Consider the following 24056-nt stretch of genomic DNA (forward strand, 5'->3'; position numbering starts at 1 on the left):
GCGACGATACGGCAAGCGTCGCCGTACCGGACCTTAACTCATCACGGGCCCTGGACCTCACATCTCCGTTTCCGCTTTCAGCGCGAGAACGGCGACCGCGGCGAGCAGGAGCGCGCACCCGCACCAGGCGAGCGGGGTCAGCCGCTCGCCGAACAGCAGGACGCCGATCAGCGCGGCCCCGGCCGCCTCGCCCAGCGAGATGATCGAGACCGTGGTGGCCGGCAACGCGGTGAGCGCGCGGAAGAACAGGCCGTAGGCCAGGGCGGTGGGCACCGCGCCCAGATAGAGCAGCAGCGCCACCGATGACAGGCTCAGCTCGGGCAGCACGCCCGCCGGGAGGGCGAAGGGCGCCAGGCAGGCCGCCCCGACCACGAAACCGCCGACCGCGGTGGCCTGCGGGTCGGCCGCCCTGTGGTGGCGGGAGAAGAGCGTCACGCCGGCGTACCCGGCGGCCGAGAGCAGGGCGTACCCGATGCCGGACAGAGAGCGGGCCTGGACGACGGACTCCCAGGTGAGCAGGACGAGCCCGACCGGCGCGGCGGCCAGCGCGGCGCGGGCGACCGGGCCGAGCGGCTCGCGCAGCAGCAGCCGCCCGCCGAGGGCGGTGATGATCGGCGTGGCGCCCATGGTCACGACCGTCGCGACCGCGACGCCGGACCCGGCGATGGCCGCGAAGTACGCGGTCTGGTAGACGGCCATGCCGGCCCCGATCGGCAGCACGTGCCAGGTGAGCCGGCGCGGACGCGCCGCGCGGCGGGTGAGCGCGAGCAGGAAGGCGGCGCCGAGCAGGTAGCGCCAGAGCGAGACGCCGACGGGGCCGAGGTGGCCCGACTCGAACAGCAGCGCGCCGGCGGCGCCGCCGGTGCCCCAGGCCGTGGCGGCCACGGAGACGTAGACGGCGCCACGGCGGGCGGAGACAGGGGTCATGACAGGAGTTCTCCGGATGGAGTGGTCGGAATGGGCCCGTATGCGGGCAGCAACCACCCCCGGATCGCTCAGACCCGGAGAATCCTGAGACGCCGCCGCCCGCTAGCGGGCCGGCGGCGGGGAGCAGACGAGGAATCGACGCGGCATGGGCGCCACCCTAGCCGTCCCTCCGCCGCGAAAGCACCCGGGTTTCACGGCTTGCGGGCCACGCCTCCCAGCAGCAGCTCTTCCCAGGGAGCCAGCGGGCCGGGCAGCCGCTCGTCGGGGTGCCACTCGGGGAAGTGCACCACCCCGGGCTCGACCAGCACGAGACCGTCGAAGTACGCCTCGATCGCCGCGCGCTCGCGGAAGTGGCCGGTGCCCATCGTGGCCTGGAGCAGCGCCTCCAGCGCCTTGGCCTTGGGGTTGCCGGAGGCCAGCATGTTGGAGACGGCCAGGTGGCTGCCGGGGGCGAGTTCGGCGACGTACCGCCGGACCAGGCCGTGGGGGTCGTCGGCGTCGGGGAACAGGTGCAGCAGCCCGATGGCCAGCAGGGCCGTGGGCTGGTCGAGGTCGATCAGGCGGCCCAGCTCGGGGTGGCTGAGCACGGCGTCGACGTCGCGGGCGTCGGCGGTGATCGCGGTGGCGTGGGGGTTGCCGCTCAGGATGGCGCGGGCGTGCGGCTCGACCATGGGGTCGATGTCCACGTAGACGACCCGGGTACGGGGGTCGGCGAACTGGGCGACCTCGTGCGTGTTCTCGATGGTCGGCAGCCCGGCGCCGAGGTCGACGATCTGCCTGATGCCCGCCTCGCGGACGAGGAAGTCGACGACCCGGCCGATGAAGGCCCGGTTGCACCAGACGAGGTCGACCACCTCGGGCACGGCGTCCTTGAGCCGGCGCGCCACCGAGCGGTCGACGGAGAAGTTCTCCACGCCGCCGAGCAGGCAGTCGTGCACGCGGGCCACGCTGGGACGCGTGACGTCGACGCCCGGAGGGACCCACTCCTGCGCCTCGCCGACGGTCATCCGGCCCCCTTCCAGTCCGTGACGCGGATCGTATCCGCCACCACCGACGCTTTGTTGGGGGTTTACCGGAGTATGTCGGGGTAGCGGAGGTCTTGCCCGAGAAAAGACGGAAGAAGAGAGGAAGAGAGCCCGATGGAGCTCTGGAACTATCGTCCTGACGTCTATGACCGCGGCCAGAGCCTGGATCTCGTGGGGTACCACGTCCAGGCGACCGACGGGAAGATCGGGTCCGTCGACGAGGCGACGTACGAGGTCGGCGAGAGTTACATCATCGTCGACACCGGTCCCTGGATCTTCGGCAAGAAGGTCATGCTGCCGGCGCAGGTCGTCACGCGCATCGACCCTCAGGAGCGCAACGTGCACGTCGCGCGCACCAAGGCCGAGATCAAGGACGCGCCCGAGTTCGACGAGGGCAGGTACAAGGAGCCCGAGTACCGCACGCGGCTGGGTGACTACTACGGCCGCTACGGCGGGTGACCCTCGCAGTCTGTCCTAGAGGGAGGGCCGCGTCCGATCAGGGCGCGGCCCTCCGCCCGTTCCGGGCCTTTCCGAGCCTTTCAGGGCCTTTCAGGGCCGCCGGGTCAGGGCTGCGGAGTCAGGGGCGCGGGGTCAGGGGCGCGGGGTCAGGGGCGCGGGGTCAGGGGCGCGGGGTCACGGCCACCGGCTTTCGCCGCTCGCCACCACCGGCTCGCTCAGCACGCCCAGCCGCTCCAGCAGCGTCACGAACGTCGTCGCGTACGGCGAGTCGGCCACCACCGCCACCACCCGCGGCCAGTCCACCTGCTCGCGCAGCGCCCGCACCTGGGCCAGCAGGGAGCCGTAGTCGCAGGCGTGCTCCGACAGCGGCAGCAGCCAGGAGATGACCAGGTCGGTGGCCTCCAGCACGGGCACGATCACCGCCGACGCCTTCAGCGGCTCGGCCCGGTCCAGCAGCTCCTCGGTGATCTCATGGTCGGAGACGCGGAAGATCAGATCGACCAGCCGGCCCTCGTCGTACGCCTTGACCAGCCAGTCCTCCGGCGGTTTGGCGGTCTCGAAGCCCAGCCCGCGCAGGGCCTCCAGGGCGGCGGGCACGTCATGCTCGGTGAGCACGAAGTCGACGTCGTGCAAGGAGGGGGCGGCGCCTCTCGCATAGGCCGCGCAGCCGCCGGCCAGCGCGAACTTCACCCCGGCGTCCTTCAGCCCGGAGCTCGCGCGCTTCAACGTGTCAAGGATGGCGTCAGTGACCGCATGACCATGGCTGCTCATGGTTCCGGGCTACCCTCACGATCGTCATGTAGACGTTGGGAACAGCCCAAGAGACACCCCGAGGGACGGCGCGTAGAGGCAGGGGTTGAGGGTAGCGCCACACCCTATGACCGACATGCTGGAGAAGACGGAACGCGCCTACGGCAACGGGCATGATCGTCCGCTGGGCGGCTACCTGGGCATCCTCGCCACGTACGGCGCAGGGGTGGCCGGGGCGGCGGCGGCCGCGGTGCTCACCAAGCGGAAGCTGCCCGAACGGGTCGGCGTCCTCGACATCGCGCTCATGGCGGCCTGCACGCACAAGGTCTCCCGGCGCCTGGCCAAGGACCCGGTCATGAGCCCCCTGCGGGCGCCCTTCACCAGGTACGAGGGCCAGGGCGGCCCCTCCGAGGTCCAGGAGGAGCCGCGCGGGCCGATGGGCGAGCTGCTGGCCTGCCCGTTCTGCCTGGCCCAGTGGGCGGCCACCGCGTACGCCGTCGGCCTGGTCTTCGCCCCCAGGGTGACCAGGCTCGTCGGCGCCACGATGACCGCGGTGGCCATCTCCGACTGGCTGCAGCTCGGGTACGCCAAGCTGATGAAGTCGGCCGACTAGCTGTCAGCGCCCCCTCGGGTACGTCGAGCCGACGAAGCCGGCCGGTCAGCGCACTCTCGGGAGCACCTCGCGTTCGTAGAAGTCGAAGAACGCGTCCTGCTCCGTGCCGATCTGGTTGACGTAGACCTCGTCGAAGCCAGCGTCCACGTACTCCTTGAGCGCCCGCGCGTGGACCTCGGGGTCGGGGCCGACCGGGCTGCCGCCCACGGCCTCGTCCTCGGTGACCGACTCGGCGAGCTGCTCGAAGTGGCGGGGCAGCGGCAGGATCTGCGACGCCTCCCCCTTGATCCCCTGCGTGGGCCACAGGCGGTGGACGGTCTTGCGCGCGGTGGCCTCGTCGGCCGCGTAGCACGCCTTGAGGCCGCCGAGCGCCGGTTTGCCCGCGCCGCCCGCCTCGCGGAACCGCGTGACGGACTCGGCGTCCGGCGCGGTGGAGATGTAGCCGTCGGCCAGCCGGCCGGCCAGCGTCGTGGACTTCTCGCCGAACCCCGACATCAGGATGGGCACCGGCTCGTCGGGCAGCGTGTAGAGCCGGGCGGTGTCCACGCGGTAGTGAGCGCCCCGGTGGGTCACCAGCTTGCCGGTGAACAGCTCGCGCATCAGCCCGACGGCCTCTTCGAGCATCTCCAGGCGCTCGCTGAGCGGGGGCCAGCGCGACTCGACGACGTGCTCGTTCAGCGCCTCGCCGGTGCCCACGCCGAGCCGGAAACGTCCGCCGGTGAGCGCCCCGGTGGTGGCGGCGGCCTGCGCGACGACGACCGGGTGCGTACGGATGAGGGGACAGGTGACGGCCGTGGTGATGGGCAGGGAGGTCGCCTCGGCCACCGCGCCGATCACCGACCAGACGAAGGGCGCCTGGCCCTGCTCGTCCAGCCAGGGGTGGAAGTGGTCGGAGATCCACAGAGCCTCGAAACCGGCGCGTTCGGCGGCCTTGGCCTGGCGTACCAGTTCTTTGGGTCCGTGTTCCTCACACGACAAGAAATAGCCGAATGTCGTCATGGATCACCACCTGCCCGTTACGGCGGAGGAAAACATGTTAAGGAGTCGCGCGTGGGGGCAGTTGCAGTCACATGGCTACTTTGCTTTGGATCATCGCCGTTATCCTCGTCATCTCCGGGATCTATGTGATTCTGGCCCGTCGCGACCTCCTCTGGGGGATCGTGCTCATCGTCCTCGGCTTCCTCGTGGGCCCGGGCGGGGTCAGCATCTTCAATGTGTAGGGCGCACGCCGCCCCGCACTCCGTCCGTGACAACCCGCTGGGCCGAACCTCGAGAACGGCCCAGCGGACCCCATAGTTTTGCCGAAATATCAGCACCACCGGCCCTCAATCCCGATTGATCGGGCATGGGGAGCGAGTGAGCAGATTCCCGCCGTTCAGCCGCTTCGAGATGAACGCGGCTTCGGCACGGGTCCGTGAGCAACTTGTTCACGTACGCCGCCACCTGCGTACCCAGGCCATCCTCGACGAGGCCACGGCCCGCCTGGCCACCCGGCTCAACATCCGCCCAGGCGAGGCCGCCGAGCAACTCGCCAGGATGGCCCAGCACAGCGGTCTGGATCTCATCGAGGTCGCCAAGGGCATCGAACGGCCGTCCGAGCAGGTGCTCGAACGGCCCGAGGTGCCCGAGTGGGTACGCGGCATGCTGGCGGGCGTGCACGCCTCGGCCCTCTTCCTCACCCCCGTCCACGACGACGCGGGCCGCGTCGTGGACTTCCTCGTCCTGGCCGCGAACCAGCACGCCCGGACCCCCGCCGGACGCACGGCCGACGACCTGGCCGGGCGCCGTCTGCTGTCGGTCAGCCCCGGCGTGGCCAGTTCGGGCCTGCTGGACGACTACATCGCCGTCTACGAGTCGGGCGAGTCGCTGCACCACATGCCGCTGGAGTTCGTCGAGGCCATGGACTACCGGCTGTGGCCGGCGACCCTGGCCGTGCGCGCCGCGCGCGTGGACGAGGGCCTGCTGGTGAGCTGGCGCATCCTCGACGACGAGGAGCTGCTGGTCTCCGGCTGGGAACGCGCCCAGCGCCTGGCCGAGCTGGGCTGGGGCGAGTGGAACCTGGCGACCGAGCGCACCCTGTGGACGCCGCAGATGTACGAGATGTTCGGCCGCGCCCGCGCCGACGGCCCGATGCCGCTGGAGGAGCTGCCCGGCGTGGTGGTCGCCGAGGACCTCCCCGTCATGGACGAGCAGATGCGCACGCTGCTGGAGTTCCGCGAGGCCGTGGAGAACGAGTTCCGCATCCAGCACCGGCACGGCGTGCGCCACCTGTGCGTCTACAGCGAACCGATCCTCGACGGGGACGGCGTGCCGGTCAAGGTCCGGTGCCTGGTGCAGGACGTCACCAAGAACCGCCGCAGGGAACGCGCGCTGGCCGTGGCGCACGAGCAGGCGACCAAGGAGAAGGAACGGGCCGAGCAGGAGCACCGGATCACCGTCCAGCTGCAGAACACGATCCTGCCGATCCGCCGGGGCCTCATCCCGCTGCCGGGGCTCGCCGTCGGCGTGCGCTACCTGCCGAGCGAGGATCTGGCCAGGCTGGGCGGCGACTGGTTCAAGGCCCGGCTGATCACCGACGGCCGGGTGCTGCTGGCCATCGGCGACGCCATGGGCCACGGCCTGACCGCCGCGAGCATCATGCTGCAGATGCGCTCGGGGCTGGCCGGCCTGGCCTACACCGGCGCTCCCGCCGGTCAGCTCGCCACCTGGCTGAACGACCTCATCGTGCACTCCAACGAGGACGTCACCGTCACCGGCACCGCGATCATCGGCCACTTCGACCCCGAGCGCCGCACGTTCGCCTGGACCAACGCCGGGCACCTCGCGCCCGTCCTGATCAGGGACGGGCGCGGGCAGGCCGTCGACGGGATCACCGGCACGCTGCTCGGGGCGTTCGACGCGGCCGAGTACGACATGACCGTCACCCAGCTCGAACCCGGCGACACCCTGGTCCTGTACACCGACGGCGTCGTGGAGCGGCGCGGGCAGGACCTGGACACCGGCATCGCCGCGCTCCTGCGGGCCTCGCGCTCCTGCGTGGGGGACGATCCCGAGCAGATGATCGACTGCCTGCTGCGGCGGCTCGGCGCCGACGAGTCCACCGACGACGTGTGCGTGATCGCCGCACGCGTGTTGTGACGCCCTCGGGGTCAGTCGTCGTAGTTGTTGCCCGGCTCCTCCAGGCAGTAGACACCGTACGCCCTGCCGAGGACGGGCAGGGCGACGTTGCGCACCCGGATGCCGCCCGAGGTCATGCCCTTCTCCGTGCCCTTGTGGGCGTGCCCGTGCAGGATGAGGTCGGCGCCCGCCGTGTCCACCGCCTCGGCCAGCAGGTAGCTGCCGAGGAAGGGGTAGATCTCCAGCGGCTCGCCCTCCAGCGTCTCCTTGATCGGGGAGTAGTGGGACAACACCACGCGCTGGTCGGCCACGAGCTCCTTGAGCGCGACCTTCCACGCCTCGGCGATGTAGCGCGTGTGGGAGATGAAGTTCTTGATCTCGCGCTCGCCGAACTCGCTGGCGCTCTTGCCGGCGAACCCGCCGCCGAACCCCTTGCCGCCGACCACGCCCAGCTTCCGGTCACCGCACTGGATCACCGCGCCGTCGTCGTCGAGCACGATGACGCCGGCGTCGCGCAGCTCGGCGGCGATCTCGTACTGCAGGTCGGAGTGGTAGTCGTGGTTGCCCAGGACCGCCACGGTGGGGATGGGCAGGTCGCGCAGCTCGTCGGCCACGACCCGGCCCTCCTCCAGCGTGCCGTGCCGGGTGAGGTCTCCCGCGACCATGAACACGTCGGCACGTTCCTCGATGCCCTCAAGCCTGCGCCGGTACTGGCCTCTGACGTCCTCGCCCAGGTGGATGTCGCCCACCGCCGCGATTCGCAGGTCAGTCAAGATGCTCATCCTCCCCCGGCGCCGAGACGTCGACCACGCGTATCTCGTTGTGCAGGTGCAGCTGGGGCGCGATCTCCCGCGCCACCTGGCCGAGCCTGTCGCGCTGCTCGGCTCCGCTCACCTGACCACGCAGGAACAACTGGTCGCCGCGGACGTCGACCTTGATGCCCAGCTCGTGCGTGCGTCCGTCCTCGGCCAGCGCCTGTTGGACGCGGGCCGCGACGTACTGCGGAGCTTCCATCGCTTGCCTCCTTCTATTGTCGCCGCATGCCCGGGGATTAACGGCTCAAACGGCGCGAATAAGGTCTATAACGGCCCGTTCCACCGTCCCGTGGGTGGCGAGCTGCCCGTAATCGGCGTCCGCCCCGAGTTCGGTGAGGGCCGCGGCGATCGTCCTGTCCTGGTCGTACGCCTCCACCACCCGCGGGTCCACGTACGACGCCCGCGCCACGGTCGGCGTGTTGCCCAGGTATTCGGCCACCTCCCGCATCACCCGGGTGACCGCCCGCTTCCTGGCGGTGCCGTTCCCCCGGGCGTGCTTGGAGACCGCCAGGCCCACGGCCGCCAGGACGGTCGCGTGCCAGGTGCGGAAGTCCTTGGCGGTGACCTCGCAGCCGACCAGTTCGCGCAGGTAGTCGTTGATGTCCTCGCTCCTGACATCGCCCCAGCCGCCTTCCGGGCGGCGGTAGCGGAGCAGCTCGCCCTCCGCGCCGAGCGCCTTGAGCGAACGCAGCACCGTGCAGGCTCCGGGATCGGCCACCACGACCTCGCGGGAGATGTCGCCCTTGGCCTGGTAGGCGCAGGTCACGACGCCGTTGCTGCAGGTCACGTGCTCCATGCGCAGGGTGGCCAGGCCGTAGGTGTCGTAACTCTCGCCGCCGATCCTGAAGAAGCCGACGTCCAGCAGGCGGGCGGCGGCGGCCAGCACCCGGTCCCTGGTCAGGCCGCGGCCCTTGAGGCGGTCGTCCACGGCCTTGCGGAACGCGGGCAGGCGCTCGGCCACCTCCAGCACGTGGTCGAACTTCGCCTTGTCCTGCTGCTCGCGCCAGAGGTCGTGGTAGCGGTACTGCCGGCGTCCGGCCGCGTCCACGCCGACGGCCTGGAGGTGGCCGTACGGGGACGGGCAGATCCACACGTCCTTCCACGCCGGGGGGATGACGAGCGACCTGATGCGCTCCAGCGTCGCCTTGTCGCGCACCGGCCGCCCGTCCGGTCCTTCGTAGCTGAACCCGCGCCCGCGACGGCGCCTGACGATCCCCGGCTCACTCTGGTCACTGGGATGTAGCTCGGGCACGCCGGGCGGCTACCCAGCACGTTAGGCAGCAAACAGGACGGGCAGGTGAGCGGCATGCCTGAGAACACGGATGACGGTAGATGGCACGAAGAGGGTGACCGGAAGGGCCACCCCATGGTGCCCGCCACACCGCGCGACGTGGTGCACATCAGGGTGGGATCGTTCATTCTGGTGTTCCTCTTCGCGTTCACGGTGCTGGGACTCATAGCAGGCGCGCCGGTGATGGCAGGGATCGCGATCGTGTTGTTCATCATCACGATCGTCGACATCGCCCTGGCGATCCGGCGGCAGAAGGACCGAAACACGGGAGAGGCAGGCTGACAACCGACATGGCATCCCTTCGAGGACGCGTGGTAGTGGTGACGGGCGCGAGCGGCGGGGTCGGACGGGCGGTGGTGCGCGAGCTGGGCGCTCGCGGCGCGCGGGTGGCCCTGATCGCCCGCGGCACGGCGGGCCTGGGCGCGGCCGCCGTGGACGTGGGAACCGCGGGCGGGGACGCGAAGGTCTACGAGGCGGACGTGGCCGAGTACGAGCAGGTGAAGGCGGCGGCGGAGCGCGTCGAGGCGGAGATGGGACCGATCTCGGCCTGGATCAACACCGCCTTTTCCTCAGTCTTCGCCAAGTTCACCGATATTTCGCCAGATGAGTACGCTCGTACCACTTCGGTGACGTACCTCGGCTACGTGTGGGGCACCAAGGTCGCCCTCGACCTCATGGGCCCCCGCAATGCCGGGACCATCGTCCAGGTCGGCTCGGCCCTGAGCCATCGCGGCATCCCCCTCCAGTCGGCGTACTGCGGGGCCAAGCACGCCATCAAGGGCTTCACCGAGTCGCTGCGCACCGAGCTCCTGGCCGACCGGAGCGGCATCGACGTCACGCTGGTCCAGCTCCCCGCGGTCAACACCCCTCAGTTCGAGTGGGTCCTGTCCAAGCTGCGGCGGCACCCCCAGCCCGTACCCCCGATCTACCAGCCGGAGGTCGCGGCGCGCGCCATCGTGTACGCCGCCGAGCACCCCGGACGCAAGGAATACTGGGTGGGCGCCAGCACCGCGGCCACCCTCATGGCCCAGCGCGTCGCCCCCGCCCTCGTGGACCGGTACCTCGCCAGGACCGGCATCCAGTCCCAGCAGACGGACGAGAAGCAGCCGAGCGGGGTGTCGAACCTCTGGGAACCGGCCGACGACGACAAGGACTACGGCGCGCACGGCACGTTCGACCGGCGCTCACACGGTCACAGCCCGCAGGTGTGGCTCTCCCAGCACCGGCGCGCGGTGCTGCTGGCGGCGGGGGGTGTGGCCGCGGCGGCCGCGGCGGCCCGCCGGTTCACCCGCTGACCGACGCCCGTTGCCTCTGACCGGGCAACGGGCCTACTTCTCTGGCCCCCGCCCGGCACCCGGTTACCGGGTGGGCCGCGGGAAGCTCGCTACGCTCGCCATGGTTGCCCGCCCGGCACCCGATTGCCGGCTGGGCATCGGGAGCCCGCCCCGGACCAGGTGCGCAACGAAGTGCCCTCTGCCGATGTACCGGCCATGCCCCTACCGTCCGAACCGATCAAGACAGTTGGGCTCAGCGTCCCGGCAAGGCTCGTTCCAGCTCGATCAAGGCCAGCGCGGGCCCCTCTTCGAACTCGTGGTCGTGCGTCCTGCCGGTCTCGGTGAAGCCGTTCTTGGCGTAGAAGCGGCGGGCCTGGGCGGAGTCCCGGATCGTCCACAGGTGCACGTCGTCGTACCCGGCGTCGCGTGCCGCGTCCAGGACGGCCGTCAGCAGAACGCCGGCGATGCCGCTCCCCCAGACGTCCGGATGGGCGAAGAAGGTATAGATCTCCGCGGAGCCGGGACGGGAGGTGGAGGCCCCGAACCGGGCGAAGGCCCCGGGCCGCTCGTTGAGGCGCGCCAGGAGGATCGAGTCCCCGCCCTCGGCCAGGATGCCGTGCCACTTGCCGCGCCGCTCCTCGATCCCGGCCGCGGCGACCTTCGGCGCGCACAGCGGGCCGTGCGAGACACCCCAGGACAGGGCGTGGATCTCACCGAGGACGTCCCCGTCACCGGGTTGCGCGGGGTGGACCGTGATCACGTCAGGCATGACCTGAACACTAGTGCCGGCTACTGTTGCCGACTCGACCGGGGCTGAAGGGTCGATCCCTCAGCCCCACGGTCAGCCACCGCACCCCTGCAACGAGTTCACGAGAACGCATTCGCAGAAGGTGACGCACCGACGACACCCGGACGCAGGCCCGTCCGCTCACCCCGGCTTTCAGGATTTGGACTTCGGAAATCTGGGCCCCGGCCCGTACTTCACGCCCGCTCCCCCTCGCGCGTCACCGATCTTGTCGATGATCTCGCGCTCCCGCAGACTGTTGAGCAGGTCCCGGGCCGCGTAGACATGTAGATCGAAGAGGCGGCGTATCGTCTGGTTGGTGACGAAGCCGTACTCCCGGACGTGCTCGATCACCTTGCGATCCATGTCGTCCACGTCGACATGCCGATACGAAACCGAGCGGGACATGGAGGCGAGCACCTCTGCCCGCAGCCGATAGGTGGGGAACTGCTTGGAGGCGCTTCGCTTGGTGGGCGCGATCAGGTTGTAGTCGTCAAGCATCATGCGCAGTACTTGCTGCGCTTCGACGGGCGCCCGCTGAATGATCTCAGCCAGCTCGAACGCGTCGATGCTTCTGCTGTGACGCAGGTGCGTCAAGGAGAGCAGGATGTTGATGTCCCTGCTCGCCCTCAGGGGCAGATCACTGATGAACCGCACGAAGGCCGCGTTCCCGATGCCGCCCGCGAGGGTCGCCCGAACCAACGTTCCGTGGTCCTCGAAGAGCGGCGGCTCCTTGCCGATTCGGAGCATCTCCCGGTAGGCGCGGTCCACCCCTTGTCCTGTCCGCTCGGCGAGTTGCAGGACGGACACGGTCTCCGTGAGGAGCCGGTTCCTGGGAGTGGACGGATGGGTGAGGATGTTGGCGGGGGTTACCCCCGACACCAGGCCGCCGGGGCTCGTGATGATCATCCGCTCGGGAGAGTGCTCGATGTCGACGGTTCCGCCGGTCTCGTAGGACCGATGGATGAAGGCGTTGATGACCAGCTCTCGTGCGGCTTCGCTGGGATAGTCGGTGAGCTGGAGTTGCACGCCACCTGCCAGATTGAGCGGCCACACCTCTCTACGGCTCTCCATGGCGTCGGTCATGGCTTGGATCGCCGCGATCAACGGCCTGGTTCCTCTAGTCCGCCCGGTGGCCTCGCTGCCCGAGGTGGGGCGGAACTGGTAGGAGTAGCCATAACTCGGGACTACTCGCGGAATCAGCTCTTCATCGGCCAACAGCAGTACTGCCGCATTCGTGACGCTTCCGTTGGGCGCGATCAGGCGAAGCGACTCAAGGAGGGCACGGTCCGCCAGCTCAGCCAGATGATCCCGTCCGCTGGCGATCAGCAGTCGCCGGAGCCTCTCGAACTCCACCGCGCTCAGTTGGCCGATGCCGAGGCTGGAGGCGTCGGCCGACCAGTCGACCTGGCCGCGAGCGATCATGACCTCGCGCTGCTGGTGCGGAGGGAACGGCAGGCACTCCTTGCCGAGACGACGGGTGGCGAGGCCCGCGGCGTTGCTGTGCGGCATCGCCCCCTGCGGGACCGTGATCAGAATCAGCCGCACGCCTTCGACGACCCGCTCTTCCACGAAGGCGGTGATCGGTGGGCTCGTCCGGTCGAAGATCCCCTTCCGGATGCCCTCCACCGTGTAGCTCTCGGGCACACCGCGAAGTGCCTGGACACGGTCGGTCGCCTTGTCGTCGACCCCCAGGACGAGGGTGCCGCCGTGGGCGTTGACGAAGCAGACCAGGGCGTCGGAGATGAGATTGAACGTGGCCTTCAGCGACTCGGCCACCAGCTTGAAGTCAAGCGTCTCCGACTCCAGGGAGTCCGCCTTGACGCCCTCCCCCACCACAGCGAGCGCCGCGTCCACCTCGTCATGCTTCACTTCACTGAGGATAACTGAGAAGTGGGTTTTCAACGACGTTTCTCAGTTGGGCTCAGTACAGCGCGCGTTCCCTTACGGGAGGATCGCGGTGGCTTCGACCTCGACCAGGTGGTCCGGGACGGACAGGGCCGCCACGCCGAGCAGGGTTGCCGGTGGGGTCGTCGTCGTGCCCAGTTTCGCCTTCGCCCGGGAGATCCCGTCCAGGAGTGCGGGCATCTTGTCGGGGGTCCAGTCCACGACGTGGACGGTCAGTTTCGCCACGTCGTCGAACGACCCGCCGGCCCCCGCGACGGCGGTGGCGACGTTGAGGTAGCACTGTTCGACCTGTGCGGCGAGGTCGCCCGCGCCGACGGTGGCGCCCTCGGCGTCCCAGGAGACCTGGCCGGCGACGAAGACCAGCCTCGTGCCCGACGCGACCGCCGTCTGGTGGTAGACGTCGATCTCGGGCAGGCCCTCGGGGTTCAGCAGGGTGACGGGCATGGTGTGGGCCTCCTGACGGGGGCGGCCGGGATGCGTACGGCCGCCCAAGACTCTCTTGTGGTTACTGAGGAACTGTAGGAGAGTGTCAGCTGACGTGGAAGAACGCACTTTTCAGTGACTGGGGAACCTCATGGTGACCAAGCAGTTCAAGGGCTCGGCCGGCGAGGCGGACCTGAGGCGGGCCGACTCCCTGGCGCGGGAGATCTTCACGGACGTCGCCAACAAGTGGGCGTTCCTGATCATCGAGGCCATCGGCGAGGGCACCCTGCGGTTCGGCGAGCTGCGCGACCAGGTGGAGGGCATCAGCCACAAGATGCTCACCCAGAACCTGCGCATGCTGGAGCGCAACGGGCTGGTCGAGCGGACGGTGTATCCCACCGTGCCGCCGCGGGTGGAGTACACCCTCACCGAGCCGGGACGGGCCCTGCGCGCGACGGTCGACGCGATGTGCGCGTGGACGCAACGCCACCTCGGCGACATCGAGGCCGCCCGCCGCCGCTTCGACGCCTGACACCGGCCGCGGACCGTCCAGTCACGGACAGACCAGGACAGACCAGGACCGCCAGGACCGCTCAGGCACCGCCCAGTCACGGACAGACACCGGACAGGCACCGGACAGGCACCGGACAGGCACCGGACAGGCACGGCAGGCCGAGACCGCCCACGCGAGGGAGGTTTCAACTGCCGACAAATGGGGTCAGGTGACGTCAGGCCCGAGTTAAGCGCCGCCCAGGGGGTAGGCGGCGTGAAACTCACGAGGGAGGGTCTTGATGCCTGAACGCGATCTCCAGTACTTGACCGAACTGGCCGCGCAGCTGCGCGTCGACTCCGTACGCGCCGCCGCGGCGGCCGGTTCCGGGCACCCCACCTCGTCGATGTCGGCGGCGGACCTGATGGCCGTGCTGTTCGCCTGTCACCTCAGGTACGACTTCGACCGCCCCGACAACCCCGGCAACGACCACCTGATCTTCTCCAAGGGCCACGCCTCCCCCCTTCTCTACTCGCTCTACAAGGCGGCGAAGGTCATCGACGACGAGGAGCTGCTGTCGTTCCGGCGCCGGGGAAGCCGGCTGGAGGGGCACCCCACCCCCCGGCTGCCCTGGGTGGACGTCGCGACCGGCTCGCTCGGTCAGGGACTGCCGGTGGGCGTGGGCGTGGCCATGGCGGGACGGCTGGAACGGCTGCCGTACCGGGTGTGGGTGCTGTGCGGTGACAGTGAGCTGGCCGAGGGGTCCATCTGGGAGGCGGCCGAGCACGCCGGGGCCGAGGGGCTGGCCAACCTGGTCGTGATCGTGGACGTGAACCGGCTGGGGCAACGCGGCCCGACCCGGCACGGCTGGGACACGGGGGCGTACGCGCGCCGGTTCGGCGCCTTCGGCTGGCACACGATCGAGATCGACGGCCACGACCCCGGCCAGATCGACTTCGCGCTGGGCGACGCCTGCAACACCCGCCGGCGTCCCACCGTGATCCTGGCCAAGACGCGCAAGGGCGAGGGGGTCGTCGAGGTCGAGAACCGGGAGGGCGCGCACGGCAAGGCGCTCAAGGACCCCGACAAGGCCATCGACGAGCTGGGCGGGCCGCGCAGCGTCCATGTGGACGTGCACCGTCCGGAGGGCGAGGCCGAGCCGTTCCACTTCGACCCGCGCCCGGCGACGTTGCCGGAGTACGAGGTCGGCGCGAAGGCGGCGACCAGAGCGGCGTTCGGCGCGGCGCTGACGGCGCTCGGCGCGGCCCGCGGCGACGTGGTGGCGCTGGACGGCGAGGTGGCCGACTCGACCAAGACCGAGGAGTTCGGCCAGGCGTTCCCCGAGCGCTTCTTCGAGATGTACATCGCCGAGCAGCAGCTGGTGGCGGCGGCCGTCGGGCTGTCGGTGCGCGGCTGGACCCCGTACGCGGCGACCTTCGCGGCGTTCCTGACCAGGGCGCACGACTTCATCAGGATGGCCGGCGTGAGCCAGGCGTCGATCCGGCTGGTCGGCTCGCACGCCGGCGTCTCGATCGGCGAGGACGGCCCCTCGCAGATGGGCCTGGAGGACCTGGCCATGATGCGGACGGTGTACGGCAGCACGGTGCTGTACCCGTGCGACGCCAACCAGGCGGCGGCGCTGACCGTCGAGCTGGCGGACGTGTCAGGGGTTTCCTACCTGCGCACCACCCGCGGCGAGACGCCGGTCATCTACCCGCCCGGCGAACGTTTCCCGGTGGGCGGCTCGCGGGTGCTGCGGCGCTCGCCCGACGACCGGGCCACGATCGTGGCGGCCGGGATCACGGTGCACGAGGCGCTGGCCGCTGCCGACGAGCTGACGGCGGCCGGCGTGCCGGTCGGCGTGATCGACCTGTACTCGGTCAAGCCGGTGGACGCGGCGGTGCTGGTGGAGGCCGCCACGACGACGGGCAACCTGATCACGGTCGAGGATCACCGGCTGGAGGGCGGGCTCGGCGACGCCGTGCTGGACGCCGTCAGCGAGCTCGGCCCGCGGGTGGTGAAGCTCGCCGTGACCGGGTTGCCCGGGTCGGCGACGCCTGAGGAACAGCTCGCGGACGCCCGCATAGACCGCCACGCGATTGCCGAGGCGGTCAAGCGGTTGTTGTGAAGGAACTAGCGGGCTTTCGCCGTGGCCTTCCTGTTGGCCTTCTTGATGGCGTCCACCAGCTCCTTCTTGGTCATCCTGGATCGGCCGCGCACCCCGAGCCTGGACGCCACGCCCTGCAAGTGCTCCTTGCTGGCGTTGGCGTCCACGCCCTCGTCGGTCCTGCCGGAGCGGTCGGTCGCGCCCTTGTCGGACGGTCCCTTCTGCCCCTTGGGCTCCCAGTGGTCTCCGACCTTCTCGAAGGAGTGCTTGAGTGCGGCGAACGCGGTCATGTGCGCTCGCCGCCCCTCTCCGTACTCCTTCACGGCGGAGTCGTGCGCCTTGATCCACGTGTTCTGTGCCTTCTTCGGCGAACGCTTGATGGTCGACGGCAGCTCGTCAACGGCTGGCATGTCGATTCACCTCCTACAGCGGCGGCTCGTCGTAGTGGCGGCGCTCCTCGTACACCGTGGTCCTGCGGGTCTCCGGCTCCTCGTAGATCTCGTGCCGGTGAACCGGCTCGTCGATCGGGCCGACCGCCCTGCGGGTGACGCTGATCCGGTAGATGCCGAACAGCAGCCCCGCCAGGCCACCGAGCATGAGGATGACGCCGACGACGTTGATGTCGAGGCCGGCGAGGTCGAACTCGACGGCCCACGTGAGGATCGCACCGAGCATGATGAGGATGATGCTTCCGGCGATGGTCATCAGATTTACCTCCTTGACACGAAGGAACCTCTATCCACATGTCGAAAAACAAACCAGTCGTGGTGATCGGGCTGATGGGATCGGGTAAGACGACCGCGGGCCGCCTCCTCGCCACCGCGCTGGGGATGCCGTTCACGGACAGCGACCCGTTCCTGGAGAAGGAGCACGGCGGCACGGCGGCGCAGATCGCCGTCCGCGAAGGGGCCGAGGCGCTGCACCGGTACGAGGCCGAGCACGTGCTGGCGGCGCTGGCGGGCGAGCCGAAGGTGATCGCGGCGGCGGCCAGCACCGTGGAGGACCCCCGGGTGCGCGAGGCGCTGCGCGAGGCGTTCGTGGTCTGGGTGGACGCCGCCGACGCCGTCCTGGCCCGGCGCATGAGCTCGGGCGCGCACCGTCCCGAGTTCCAGCCGGCCGTGATGCGGGCCCGGCGCGAGGGCTACTTCCGGCAGGTGGCGGACCTGACGTGCGACGTCGGCGTGCTGACCCCCGAGGAGGTGCGCGACGCGGCCCTGCGGAAAATGGGTTTGCCCGCCGATGAGCAGGACTGATACCCAGAGGGGATGTTCGCCGAGAAACCCACTTTGACGGGTGAGCGCGTCAGGTTGCTCCCCGTCGGCCCCGAGCACGTCGAGGGCCTGATCACGTTGATCAGCGATCCGGAGGTGCAGCGGCTGACGGGCTCGCACGGCGAGGTCGACCACGAGGTGGCCCGCCAGTGGTACAGCACGAGGGGCGAGCACGCCGACCGGCTCGACCTGGCCATCATGGCCGGCGACGAGTACGTCGGCGAGGTCGTGCTCAACGAGCTCGACCGGCACAACCTGTCGTGCAACCTGCGCATCGCGCTGATCGGCGCCCGGGTCTTCGGCAGGGGCTACGGCACCGAGGCGATCGAGCTGGTCCTCGACCACGCCTTCGCCACCACGCCGCTGCACCGCATCGGCCTCGGCGTCTTCGCCTTCAACGACCGGGCGCGGCACGTCTACAAGAGGATCGGGTTCGTGGAGGAGGGCGTGCAGCGCGACACCCTGCTGTGGGAGGGCGAGTGGCACGACTCCGTGACGATGTCGGTGCTGCGGCCGGAGTGGCAGTCAAGATCCAGAAGCCTGGCATAATGATCATGACGCATGGGTCCCCCGAGGCGCGCGGGGGACCTGTGGTCGTTCACCGACAACCAACGGCCGGTCCGGCGCATCTAAGCATCAGTGACGATGCGCTTGGTGCCTGGTGATCCCGAGAGGCTGGGCGGCTTCTGGCTGGCCGCCCGGCTCGGCGCGGGCGCGCGCGGGGTGGTCTACGACGCCTACGACGACGAGGGCCGCCGCTACGCGGTGAAGGTGCCCAGGGTCGAGGTCGAGCCGGTCGCGCGGGTGAGCTGCCCGCACCTGGCGGAGGTGGTCGCCTCCGGGGTCGATCACGGCATCCCCTACGTGGTGAGCGAGTTCGTCGACGGGCCCGACCTGCGGCAGGCGGTCGAGCGGCACGGGCCGTACCGGGGCGAGGAGCTGGCGGCGCTGGCGGGCGCGCTGGCCGGGGCGCTCCGCGCGCTGCACGCGGCCGGGCTCACCCATCGCGACCTGCGGCCGGAGAGCGTGCTGCTGGCGGCGGGCGGCCCCAAGGTGATCGACATGGGGGTGGCGGTCGGCGGGTCGCTTGGGGCGACGTGCACGTACCTGGCCCCCGAGATCCTGACCGGCAGCGGCCACGAGACGGCGACGGACGTCTTCTCCTGGGGGGCCGTGGTGCTCTACGCGGCCACGGGCGGCGATCCGTTCTCCGGGCGCAGTCTCGGCGCGGTGCTGCACCGGCTGCTGACCGTCGACCCCGACCTGAGCGCCCTGCCCGACGGGCTGCGCGAGCTGGTCGGGCGGGCGCTGGCCAAGGACCCCGCCGCCCGCCCCTCTGCGGACGAGCTGCTGGTCGAGGCCGACCCCGCCGCGTTGCGCCCGCCGGCGGGCCTGGCCGGGCACAGGTCGCTCGGCGAGCTGGCCGAGCGCGTCTACGCCGGGCTCACGCCGCGCCAGCAGGAGGCGGTGCCGGGCCTGCTGCTGCGCCTGATGGACGGCGACGACCCCCACGACGAGGGCGGCGTGCTGGCCCCGCTGATGGACGCCGGGCTGCTCGTACGCCGCAGCGTTCGGGTGCCGCCGACCGAGACCGCGGTCGGCAAGCTCGTGGCCGTGCGCGACGACCGGGTGGCGCCGGCCAGCGCCGCGCTCTACCGGGCCTGGCCACGCCTGCGCGGCTGGGTGGCCGACGAGCGCGACGGCCTGGCCGTCCACCGGGAGCTGCGCCTGGCGGCCGACCGGTGGTCGCGCCACCGGCGCGGGCACACCTACCTCTACCGGGGCGACCGGCTCGACACGGCGCTCGGCTGGGCCGCGGCCAAGCGCCGCCACCTGCGGCTCAACCAGCTCGAACGCGACTTCATCGGCGCGAGCGTGGCCATGTCCAAGCAGCGCAGGCGGCTGCTGCGGCCCTCGATGGCGACCCTGGCCGCCGCCCTGGCCGTCGCGGTGTCGATGTCCGCCGTCACGCTCAACGGGGAGCGCGAGCTGCGCGGGCACCTCCTGGAGGCCAACGCGCGGGCCGTGGCGGCCCGCGCCGAGGCGCTGCGCTCCTCCGACCCGCGTACGGCGATGCGGCTGAGCGTGGCGGCCTGGCGGATGTCGCCGGTGTTCGAGGCGCGGGTGGCGTTGCAGGCCTCGCTCGCGCAGCCGGAGCTGGGCGTGTTCACCGACCCCGCGGCCGACGAGCGGGCCGGCTACCTGCTGCGCGGCGACGAGCTGGTCAGGTGGCGCGACCGCACGCTGACCGTCTGGGACGTCCGCGGCGGCCGGCAGCTGGCCGCGCACACGCTCCCCGAGGGCAGCGCCGCGCTGAGCGACGACGGCCGGTACGCCGAGGGCCCCGGCGGGCAGCCCGTCGAGGTGGCCACCGGCCGGCCCCCCGCGACCGGGACGTACACGATCACCAGCGGCAACCGCACCCGGGTCTACCGGGGCGCCGAGGTGCTGCTCGACGTGCTCGACCGCCGGGTGGCGGTGTCGCGCGACGGGAGCCGGGCCGCGGTCTCCGACCTGGGCGGCCGGGTCGAGCTCTGGTCGCTGACCGGCCGGGCCAAGGAGCGGGAGTTCACCGTCCGGCCGCAGACCGGGCCGGACCGGTCGGCGCCGCCCCTGTCGTTCAGCCCCGACGGCCGCACCCTGGCCGTCGCGGGCCGCGACGGCGTCACCCTCCTCAGGCCCGGCGCCGAGCCGGCGCAGGACGCCACGACCGGCACCGCCGCCACCGCGTTCGCGGCGGACGCGGAGACGGACGCGCAGACGGACGCGGACGACGGGAAGCTGCCGGCGGACGGCCCCGCCGGCACGCCCGTGTTCAGCCCCGACGGCAGCCTGCTCGCCCTCCCCGGCCGGGACGAGGTGCGCCTGTGGAGCGTGGCCGAGCGGCGGCTGGCCGGCGCCTACCGCTTCCGCGGCGACCAGCACGGCGACCTGGCCTTCTCCGCCGACGGCCGCACCCTGCGCTACCTGAGCGGCCTGGGCTCGGTCGTCTCGCTCGACGTCTCCGGCCTGCCCGCGCCCTCCTCCGGCGTCCGCACCGCCGCGCTGTCGAGCGACGGCCGGGTGGCGGCCAAGGACGTCGGGAACGCCATCCGGCTCACCGACGTGGTGGCGCGCAAGCCGCTGGCCGAGATCGCCGCCACCGGCGACGTGGCCTTCGACGCGGCGGGCAGGCTGCTGGCCGTGGCGGGCGACCCGGTCACCGTCTGGGAGGCGTCGGGCGGCAGGAGGGTGGCGGTGATCGACGCGGGCGGCGACGTGCCGGCCGTGGCCCTGTCCCCCGGCGGCGACACGCTGGCCACCGCGCGCGGCCGGCTGCTGGAGACCTGGGACGTGCGCGCCGGCCGCCGGATCAGGGCCTACGAGGGCGCGGGCGACCTGGCGATGGCCTTCAGCCCCGACGGCTCGACGCTCGCCTCCGGCACGAACCTGCTCGACCTGCGCACCGGCCAGGTAACCCCGCTCGCCCCGGTCGCCGTCCGGCCCACCGCGCTCGCCTTCTCCCCCGACGGCCGCACGCTGGCGATCGGGCTCGGCGGCGGACGCGTCGAGCTGTGGGACGTCCGCCGGCGCGAGCGGGCCGGCTCGGTCGAGACCGGCCCGGCCCCGGTACGCGACCTGCGCTTCTCCCCCGGCGGTGACCTGCTCGCGATCGACGCGGAACGCACCTCCCTGTGGGACGCCGGCACGCTGCGCGAGGTCGGCCAGGTCGGGTCGTGGGCCGAGGGTCTGGCCTTCAGCCAGGACGGCCGCAGGCTGCGCGGCGTGGCGGCGGACGGCAGCGTCCGCGAGAGCCCGGTGGACCCGGCGCTGACGGCCCAGGAGGTGTGCGCCCGCGCGGGCGGGCCGCTCAGCCAGGACGAGTGGAGCCGGCTGATCCCGGAGAGCGGCTACCAGGGCGGCTGCTGAGCCGGGCGGCCGGTCAGGAGGCGGGGTAGGTCTTGAGCACCCTGCCCTGGGGGTCGGCCACCAGGTAGCCCGTGCGGTAGGCGTCGCTGAGGTAGACGAGCAGCACCTGCTTGGTGCTGGTGAAGACGAAGTTCGGATCGACGATGAGGTAGCGCGCGGTGGGCTTGCGCACGCCGAGGACGCTCTCGGCCTTCTTGAACAGGCCGGGCAGGGCGTCCCAGTTGTACTTGGCCAGGTCGACGGCCGGGGTGCGGATGGTGGAGCCGGTGCCCTCGCGGGTGGCCCTGCCGTCGCGGTAGGCGTAGCGGTCGTAGACGGCCGGGTCGCCCTTGACCGGGGCGTCGGCGGAGATGTGCGTCGGGTAGACGACCATCCGGACGACCTTGGTGCCGCCCATGACCGGCTTGAGCGCCTTGATCGCGGCGCGGATGCCGTCGGCGGTGAGCAGGTTCTCCGGCTGCGGCTCCGGCTCCTCGCTCGCCTTCGGCTCCTCGACGTCGGTGGTCTCCACCGGGGTGATCTGCGGCGTGTCCGGCTGGGTCGGCTCCTCCGCGCCGCGCACGCCGGGCAGCAGCGTGTAGACCAGCACGCCGGTCACCGCCAGCGCGCCCACGGAGGCCGTCACGGCGGCGACCGGCGACCGGCGGGCGCGGCGCGAGGCCACGGTGCCGGGCTGCGAGAACGACGGCTGCGGCCCCCAGGGCTGCGGCGCCCCGGGCGGCACGGTGGCCCCCTGCCGCGCCCCGGGCGGCACCGTGGCCCCGGACGGCGCGCCATGCTGGAACGGGCCCGGCGACGAGGGGGCTTGCTGGAACGGGCCCGGGGCGATGGGCGGGTAGGCGGGCGGGGCCGAGCCGGGGTCGGCGGCGGCGGCGAGCATGCGGTCGAGGGTCTCGGCGTCGGGACGTCCGGCCGGGTCGCGGCGCAACAGCGCGCCGAGCACCGGCCCGAGCGGCCCGGCCCGCTCCGGCGGCGGCACCTCCTGGTTGAGCACGGCGGCCAGCGTCGCCAGCGTGGTGCTCCTGCGCAGCGGGTGGCGGCCCTCGACGGCCACGTACAGCAGCATGCCGAGCGACCACAGGTCGGAGGCGGGGTCGCCCTCGTGCCCGTTGATGCGCTCGGGCGCCATGTACTCGGGCGAGCCGATGAACGACCCGGTCGCCGTCAGGCTGGTCGACTCGCGCACGGCGGCGATGCCGAAGTCGGTGAGCACCGAGCGGCCGTCCTCGCGCAGCAGCACGTTGGCGGGCTTGACGTCGCGGTGCAGGATGCCGACGGCGTGCGCGGCGCGCAGCGCGGACAGCACCTCGCGGCCCAGGCGGGCGGTCTCCCAGGGCGTCATCGGCCCGCGCGCGAGGCGGTCGGCGAGCGAGCCGCCGGTGACCAGCTCCATGACGATCCACGGGTAGCCCTCGCCGCCCGGATCGACGATGTGGTGGATGGTGGCGACGTGCGGATGGTTCAGCCGGGCCAGCGCGCGGGCCTCGCGCAGCACCCTGGCCCGCAGCTCGCGGGCGGCCTCGGGGTCGTGCTCCTCGAACGCGGGATCGGGCGGCCGGACCTCCTTCAGCGCGACCTCGCGGTGGAGGGCGGTGTCCCAGGCGCGCCACACCAGGCCCATGCCACCGCCGCCGAGCCTCTCGGTCAGCTCGAAGCGGTTGTCGATCACGCGTTTGTGCATGGGAAGCAGCGTAGGGCCGCGTCGTGGTCGCCGTCATCAGGGTGTCGCGGCGGGGACGGGCGGGCTGGTTGGATGGGCGCCATGAACGCAGGCGATCACCAGCTCGGCATCTACCTGACGGGCATGCTCGAAGGCCGTACGCCGGAGCTGACCACCGACCTGTCGGCCCTGGAGGCCGCGGCCGGGCGGGTGCTGTCGCCCGAGGCGCTGGGCTACATCGTGCCGAGCGCGGGCAGCGGCTCGACCGCGCGGGCCAACCTGGAGGCGTTCCAGCGGCGCCGGATCGTGCCGAGGATGCTGCGCGGCGTCGCGCGGCAGCGTGACCTGTCGTGCGAGGTGCTGGGCACCCGGATGGCGGCGCCGGTGCTGGTGGCGCCCATGGGGGTGCAGACGCTGGCCCACGAGGAGGGCGAGCTCGCCACCGTGCGGGCCGCGGCCGCGGTCGGCGTCCCGTACGTGCACTCGACGGCCGCCGCCCACGACTTCGAGCAGGTGGCGGCGGCCGGCGGGGACGCGCCGCGCTGGTACCAGCTCTACTACCCGACCGACCGGGACGTGTGCCTGAGCTTCCTGCGCCGGGCCAGGGCGACCGGCCACTCGGTGCTGGTGGTCACGCTGGACACGACGCTGCTCGGCTGGCGTCCGGCCGACCTCGACCGCGGCTACCTGCCGTTCCTGGCCGGCACGGGCATCGCCAACTACCTGAGCGACCCCCACTTCGCCGGGGTCGAGAACCCGGTCGCCCACTGGGCCGGCATGTTCCCCAACCCGGGCCTGAGCTGGGACGACCTGCCGTTCCTGCGCGACCACTGGGACGGCCCGATCGTGCTCAAGGGCATCATGAGCACCGAGGACGCGCGCCTGGCCGCCGAGCACGGCGTCGACGGGATCGTGGTGTCCAACCACGGCGGCCGGCAGGTCGACGGCGCCCTGGCCGCGCTCGACGCGTTGCCGGGCATCGCCGAGGCGGTCGGCGACCGGCTGACGGTGCTGTTCGACTCGGGCGTGCGCACCGGGGCCGACGTGGTCAAGGCGCTCGCGCTGGGCGCGCGGGCCGTGCTGGTCGGCCGTCCCGTGCTGTACGGGCTGGCGCTGGGCGGGCAGGCGGGCGTCGAGCACGTGCTGCGCTGCCTGCTGGGCGAGCTGGACATCACGCTCGCCCTGTCCGGCTACTCCGCGCCGGACGAGCTGGGCCCCGGCGCGCTCGCCTGA

At 71.6% G+C, this 24056-nt stretch carries 25 protein-coding genes; 12 read left to right on the plus strand and 13 right to left on the minus strand.

The features are described 5' to 3' along the window. Positions 1–57: 57 nt before the first annotated feature. Complete coding sequence (locus tag AB0J71_RS03735; RefSeq protein ID WP_364412538.1) at positions 58–927, minus strand: EamA family transporter; 870 nt, start codon at positions 925–927, stop codon at positions 58–60. Positions 928–1118: 191 nt separating this feature from the next. Continuing rightward, a complete protein-coding gene (locus AB0J71_RS03740; protein ID WP_364412541.1) occupies positions 1119–1934 on the minus strand; it encodes an SAM-dependent methyltransferase in 816 nt (271 codons plus the stop codon). Between the two features lie 132 nt (positions 1935–2066). Between AB0J71_RS03740 and AB0J71_RS03745 the strand changes: the two genes are divergently transcribed. Beyond that, a complete protein-coding gene (locus AB0J71_RS03745; RefSeq protein ID WP_352319541.1) occupies positions 2067–2411 on the plus strand; it encodes a PRC-barrel domain containing protein in 345 nt (114 codons plus the stop codon). A 174-nt stretch (positions 2412–2585) separates the two neighbouring features. On the opposite strand, the gene AB0J71_RS03750 is transcribed toward AB0J71_RS03745, so the two are convergent. Then, positions 2586–3137: a nucleotidyltransferase gene (locus AB0J71_RS03750; protein WP_352319540.1), complete on the minus strand. Its 552-nt coding sequence runs from the start codon at positions 3135–3137 to the stop codon at positions 2586–2588. Between the two features lie 151 nt (positions 3138–3288). On the opposite strand from AB0J71_RS03750, the gene AB0J71_RS03755 reads away from it, so the two are divergent. Continuing rightward, positions 3289–3774, plus strand: a complete 486-nt coding sequence (locus AB0J71_RS03755) for a DUF1360 domain-containing protein (protein ID WP_352319538.1) — start codon at positions 3289–3291, stop codon at positions 3772–3774. Between the two features lie 45 nt (positions 3775–3819). Here the strand turns inward: AB0J71_RS03755 and AB0J71_RS03760 are convergent, their stop codons facing one another. Beyond that, positions 3820–4773 carry a TIGR03557 family F420-dependent LLM class oxidoreductase gene (locus AB0J71_RS03760; RefSeq protein WP_352319536.1) on the minus strand — a complete coding sequence of 318 codons (954 nt, stop codon included), beginning with the start codon at positions 4771–4773 and terminating at the stop codon, positions 3820–3822. A 71-nt stretch (positions 4774–4844) separates the two neighbouring features. On the opposite strand from AB0J71_RS03760, the gene AB0J71_RS03765 reads away from it, so the two are divergent. Both AB0J71_RS03765 and AB0J71_RS03770 read left to right on the plus strand, forming a co-directional pair. Further along, positions 4845–4994, plus strand: coding sequence for a GPGG-motif small membrane protein (locus AB0J71_RS03765; RefSeq protein ID WP_165959640.1), 150 nt, complete (start codon positions 4845–4847; stop codon positions 4992–4994). A gap of 136 nt (positions 4995–5130) precedes the next feature. Then, positions 5131–6912, plus strand: a complete 1782-nt coding sequence (locus tag AB0J71_RS03770) for a SpoIIE family protein phosphatase (protein ID WP_364412544.1) — start codon at positions 5131–5133, stop codon at positions 6910–6912. Positions 6913–6923: 11 nt separating this feature from the next. Here AB0J71_RS03770 and AB0J71_RS03775 read toward each other — a convergent pair whose 3' ends face one another. From AB0J71_RS03775 to AB0J71_RS03785, 3 genes are read right to left on the minus strand one after another with little or no spacing between them, the layout of a single operon-like run. After that, positions 6924–7664, minus strand: a complete 741-nt coding sequence (locus AB0J71_RS03775; protein WP_352319532.1) for a metallophosphoesterase — start codon at positions 7662–7664, stop codon at positions 6924–6926. After that, entirely contained in the window at positions 7657–7905 is a 249-nt protein-coding gene (locus AB0J71_RS03780) for a BON domain-containing protein (protein ID WP_352319530.1), read from the minus strand. The genes AB0J71_RS03775 and AB0J71_RS03780 overlap by 8 nt, the downstream gene beginning before the upstream one ends. A gap of 45 nt (positions 7906–7950) precedes the next feature. Then, positions 7951–8958 (minus strand): DNA topoisomerase IB, encoded by a 1008-nt coding sequence (locus AB0J71_RS03785; protein WP_352319528.1) that lies wholly within the window; start codon positions 8956–8958, stop codon positions 7951–7953. A gap of 54 nt (positions 8959–9012) precedes the next feature. Between AB0J71_RS03785 and AB0J71_RS03790 the strand changes: the two genes are divergently transcribed. Next, positions 9013–9279: a hypothetical protein gene (locus tag AB0J71_RS03790; protein ID WP_352319527.1), complete on the plus strand. Its 267-nt coding sequence runs from the start codon at positions 9013–9015 to the stop codon at positions 9277–9279. A gap of 8 nt (positions 9280–9287) precedes the next feature. Then, the gene (locus tag AB0J71_RS03795) at positions 9288–10292 is read left to right on the plus strand and encodes an SDR family oxidoreductase (RefSeq protein WP_352319525.1); all 1005 of its coding nucleotides are present in this window, start codon (positions 9288–9290) and stop codon (positions 10290–10292) included. Between the two features lie 232 nt (positions 10293–10524). Here the strand turns inward: AB0J71_RS03795 and AB0J71_RS03800 are convergent, their stop codons facing one another. The 3 genes from AB0J71_RS03800 to AB0J71_RS03810 all read right to left on the minus strand — a co-directional run bounded on the left by AB0J71_RS03800 (position 10525) and on the right by AB0J71_RS03810 (position 13407). Beyond that, positions 10525–11040, minus strand: a complete 516-nt coding sequence (locus AB0J71_RS03800; protein WP_352319523.1) for a GNAT family N-acetyltransferase — start codon at positions 11038–11040, stop codon at positions 10525–10527. A 171-nt stretch (positions 11041–11211) separates the two neighbouring features. Further along, on the minus strand, positions 11212–12927 hold the full coding sequence (locus AB0J71_RS03805; RefSeq protein ID WP_352319522.1) for an ATP-binding protein: 1716 nt from the start codon (positions 12925–12927) through the stop codon (positions 11212–11214). Positions 12928–12999: 72 nt separating this feature from the next. Then, the gene (locus AB0J71_RS03810; RefSeq protein ID WP_352319520.1) at positions 13000–13407 is read right to left on the minus strand and encodes a RidA family protein; all 408 of its coding nucleotides are present in this window, start codon (positions 13405–13407) and stop codon (positions 13000–13002) included. A 130-nt stretch (positions 13408–13537) separates the two neighbouring features. On the opposite strand from AB0J71_RS03810, the gene AB0J71_RS03815 reads away from it, so the two are divergent. Both AB0J71_RS03815 and AB0J71_RS03820 read left to right on the plus strand, forming a co-directional pair. Further along, a complete protein-coding gene (locus tag AB0J71_RS03815; protein WP_352319519.1) occupies positions 13538–13918 on the plus strand; it encodes a helix-turn-helix domain-containing protein in 381 nt (126 codons plus the stop codon). Positions 13919–14177: 259 nt separating this feature from the next. Further along, positions 14178–16004, plus strand: coding sequence for a transketolase (locus tag AB0J71_RS03820; protein ID WP_364412547.1), 1827 nt, complete (start codon positions 14178–14180; stop codon positions 16002–16004). 5 nt (positions 16005–16009) lie between these two features. Here the strand turns inward: AB0J71_RS03820 and AB0J71_RS03825 are convergent, their stop codons facing one another. Both AB0J71_RS03825 and AB0J71_RS03830 read right to left on the minus strand, forming a co-directional pair. Next, positions 16010–16393, minus strand: coding sequence for a ChaB family protein (locus AB0J71_RS03825; protein WP_352319515.1), 384 nt, complete (start codon positions 16391–16393; stop codon positions 16010–16012). A gap of 13 nt (positions 16394–16406) precedes the next feature. Next, positions 16407–16688 (minus strand): hypothetical protein, encoded by a 282-nt coding sequence (locus AB0J71_RS03830; RefSeq protein WP_352319513.1) that lies wholly within the window; start codon positions 16686–16688, stop codon positions 16407–16409. Between the two features lie 38 nt (positions 16689–16726). Between AB0J71_RS03830 and AB0J71_RS03835 the strand changes: the two genes are divergently transcribed. The 3 genes from AB0J71_RS03835 to AB0J71_RS03845 all read left to right on the plus strand — a co-directional run bounded on the left by AB0J71_RS03835 (position 16727) and on the right by AB0J71_RS03845 (position 21163). Beyond that, on the plus strand, positions 16727–17236 hold the full coding sequence (locus AB0J71_RS03835; RefSeq protein ID WP_364412549.1) for a shikimate kinase: 510 nt from the start codon (positions 16727–16729) through the stop codon (positions 17234–17236). Positions 17237–17248: 12 nt separating this feature from the next. After that, positions 17249–17803 carry a GNAT family protein gene (locus tag AB0J71_RS03840; RefSeq protein WP_352319509.1) on the plus strand — a complete coding sequence of 185 codons (555 nt, stop codon included), beginning with the start codon at positions 17249–17251 and terminating at the stop codon, positions 17801–17803. Between the two features lie 105 nt (positions 17804–17908). Continuing rightward, a complete protein-coding gene (locus AB0J71_RS03845) occupies positions 17909–21163 on the plus strand; it encodes a serine/threonine-protein kinase (protein WP_364412552.1) in 3255 nt (1084 codons plus the stop codon). Positions 21164–21176: 13 nt separating this feature from the next. On the opposite strand, the gene AB0J71_RS03850 is transcribed toward AB0J71_RS03845, so the two are convergent. Beyond that, positions 21177–22844, minus strand: coding sequence for a protein kinase (locus AB0J71_RS03850; protein ID WP_364412555.1), 1668 nt, complete (start codon positions 22842–22844; stop codon positions 21177–21179). Between the two features lie 81 nt (positions 22845–22925). On the opposite strand from AB0J71_RS03850, the gene AB0J71_RS03855 reads away from it, so the two are divergent. Continuing rightward, positions 22926–24056 (plus strand): alpha-hydroxy-acid oxidizing protein, encoded by a 1131-nt coding sequence (locus tag AB0J71_RS03855; protein ID WP_352319504.1) that lies wholly within the window; start codon positions 22926–22928, stop codon positions 24054–24056.

This window comes from Nonomuraea sp. NPDC049637 (assembly GCF_040675235.1).
In the GTDB taxonomy this organism is placed as follows: Bacteria; Actinomycetota; Actinomycetes; order Streptosporangiales; family Streptosporangiaceae; genus Nonomuraea.

Coding starts and splice junctions, on each gene's coding strand:
- AB0J71_RS03735 (WP_364412538.1), bottom strand. CDS start 927: ATGACCCCTGTCTCCGCCCGCCGTGGCGCCGTCTACGTCTCCGTGGCC.
- AB0J71_RS03740 (WP_364412541.1), bottom strand. CDS start 1,934: ATGACCGTCGGCGAGGCGCAGGAGTGGGTCCCTCCGGGCGTCGACGTC.
- AB0J71_RS03745 (WP_352319541.1), top strand. CDS start 2,067: ATGGAGCTCTGGAACTATCGTCCTGACGTCTATGACCGCGGCCAGAGC.
- AB0J71_RS03755 (WP_352319538.1), top strand. CDS start 3,289: ATGACCGACATGCTGGAGAAGACGGAACGCGCCTACGGCAACGGGCAT.
- AB0J71_RS03760 (WP_352319536.1), bottom strand. CDS start 4,773: ATGACGACATTCGGCTATTTCTTGTCGTGTGAGGAACACGGACCCAAA.
- AB0J71_RS03765 (WP_165959640.1), top strand. CDS start 4,845: ATGGCTACTTTGCTTTGGATCATCGCCGTTATCCTCGTCATCTCCGGG.
- AB0J71_RS03780 (WP_352319530.1), bottom strand. CDS start 7,905: ATGGAAGCTCCGCAGTACGTCGCGGCCCGCGTCCAACAGGCGCTGGCC.
- AB0J71_RS03790 (WP_352319527.1), top strand. CDS start 9,013: ATGCCTGAGAACACGGATGACGGTAGATGGCACGAAGAGGGTGACCGG.
- AB0J71_RS03795 (WP_352319525.1), top strand. CDS start 9,288: ATGGCATCCCTTCGAGGACGCGTGGTAGTGGTGACGGGCGCGAGCGGC.
- AB0J71_RS03800 (WP_352319523.1), bottom strand. CDS start 11,040: ATGCCTGACGTGATCACGGTCCACCCCGCGCAACCCGGTGACGGGGAC.
- AB0J71_RS03810 (WP_352319520.1), bottom strand. CDS start 13,407: ATGCCCGTCACCCTGCTGAACCCCGAGGGCCTGCCCGAGATCGACGTC.
- AB0J71_RS03815 (WP_352319519.1), top strand. CDS start 13,538: ATGGTGACCAAGCAGTTCAAGGGCTCGGCCGGCGAGGCGGACCTGAGG.
- AB0J71_RS03820 (WP_364412547.1), top strand. CDS start 14,178: ATGCCTGAACGCGATCTCCAGTACTTGACCGAACTGGCCGCGCAGCTG.
- AB0J71_RS03825 (WP_352319515.1), bottom strand. CDS start 16,393: ATGCCAGCCGTTGACGAGCTGCCGTCGACCATCAAGCGTTCGCCGAAG.
- AB0J71_RS03830 (WP_352319513.1), bottom strand. CDS start 16,688: ATGACCATCGCCGGAAGCATCATCCTCATCATGCTCGGTGCGATCCTC.
- AB0J71_RS03835 (WP_364412549.1), top strand. CDS start 16,727: ATGTCGAAAAACAAACCAGTCGTGGTGATCGGGCTGATGGGATCGGGT.
- AB0J71_RS03840 (WP_352319509.1), top strand. CDS start 17,249: ATGTTCGCCGAGAAACCCACTTTGACGGGTGAGCGCGTCAGGTTGCTC.
- AB0J71_RS03850 (WP_364412555.1), bottom strand. CDS start 22,844: ATGCACAAACGCGTGATCGACAACCGCTTCGAGCTGACCGAGAGGCTC.
- AB0J71_RS03855 (WP_352319504.1), top strand. CDS start 22,926: ATGAACGCAGGCGATCACCAGCTCGGCATCTACCTGACGGGCATGCTC.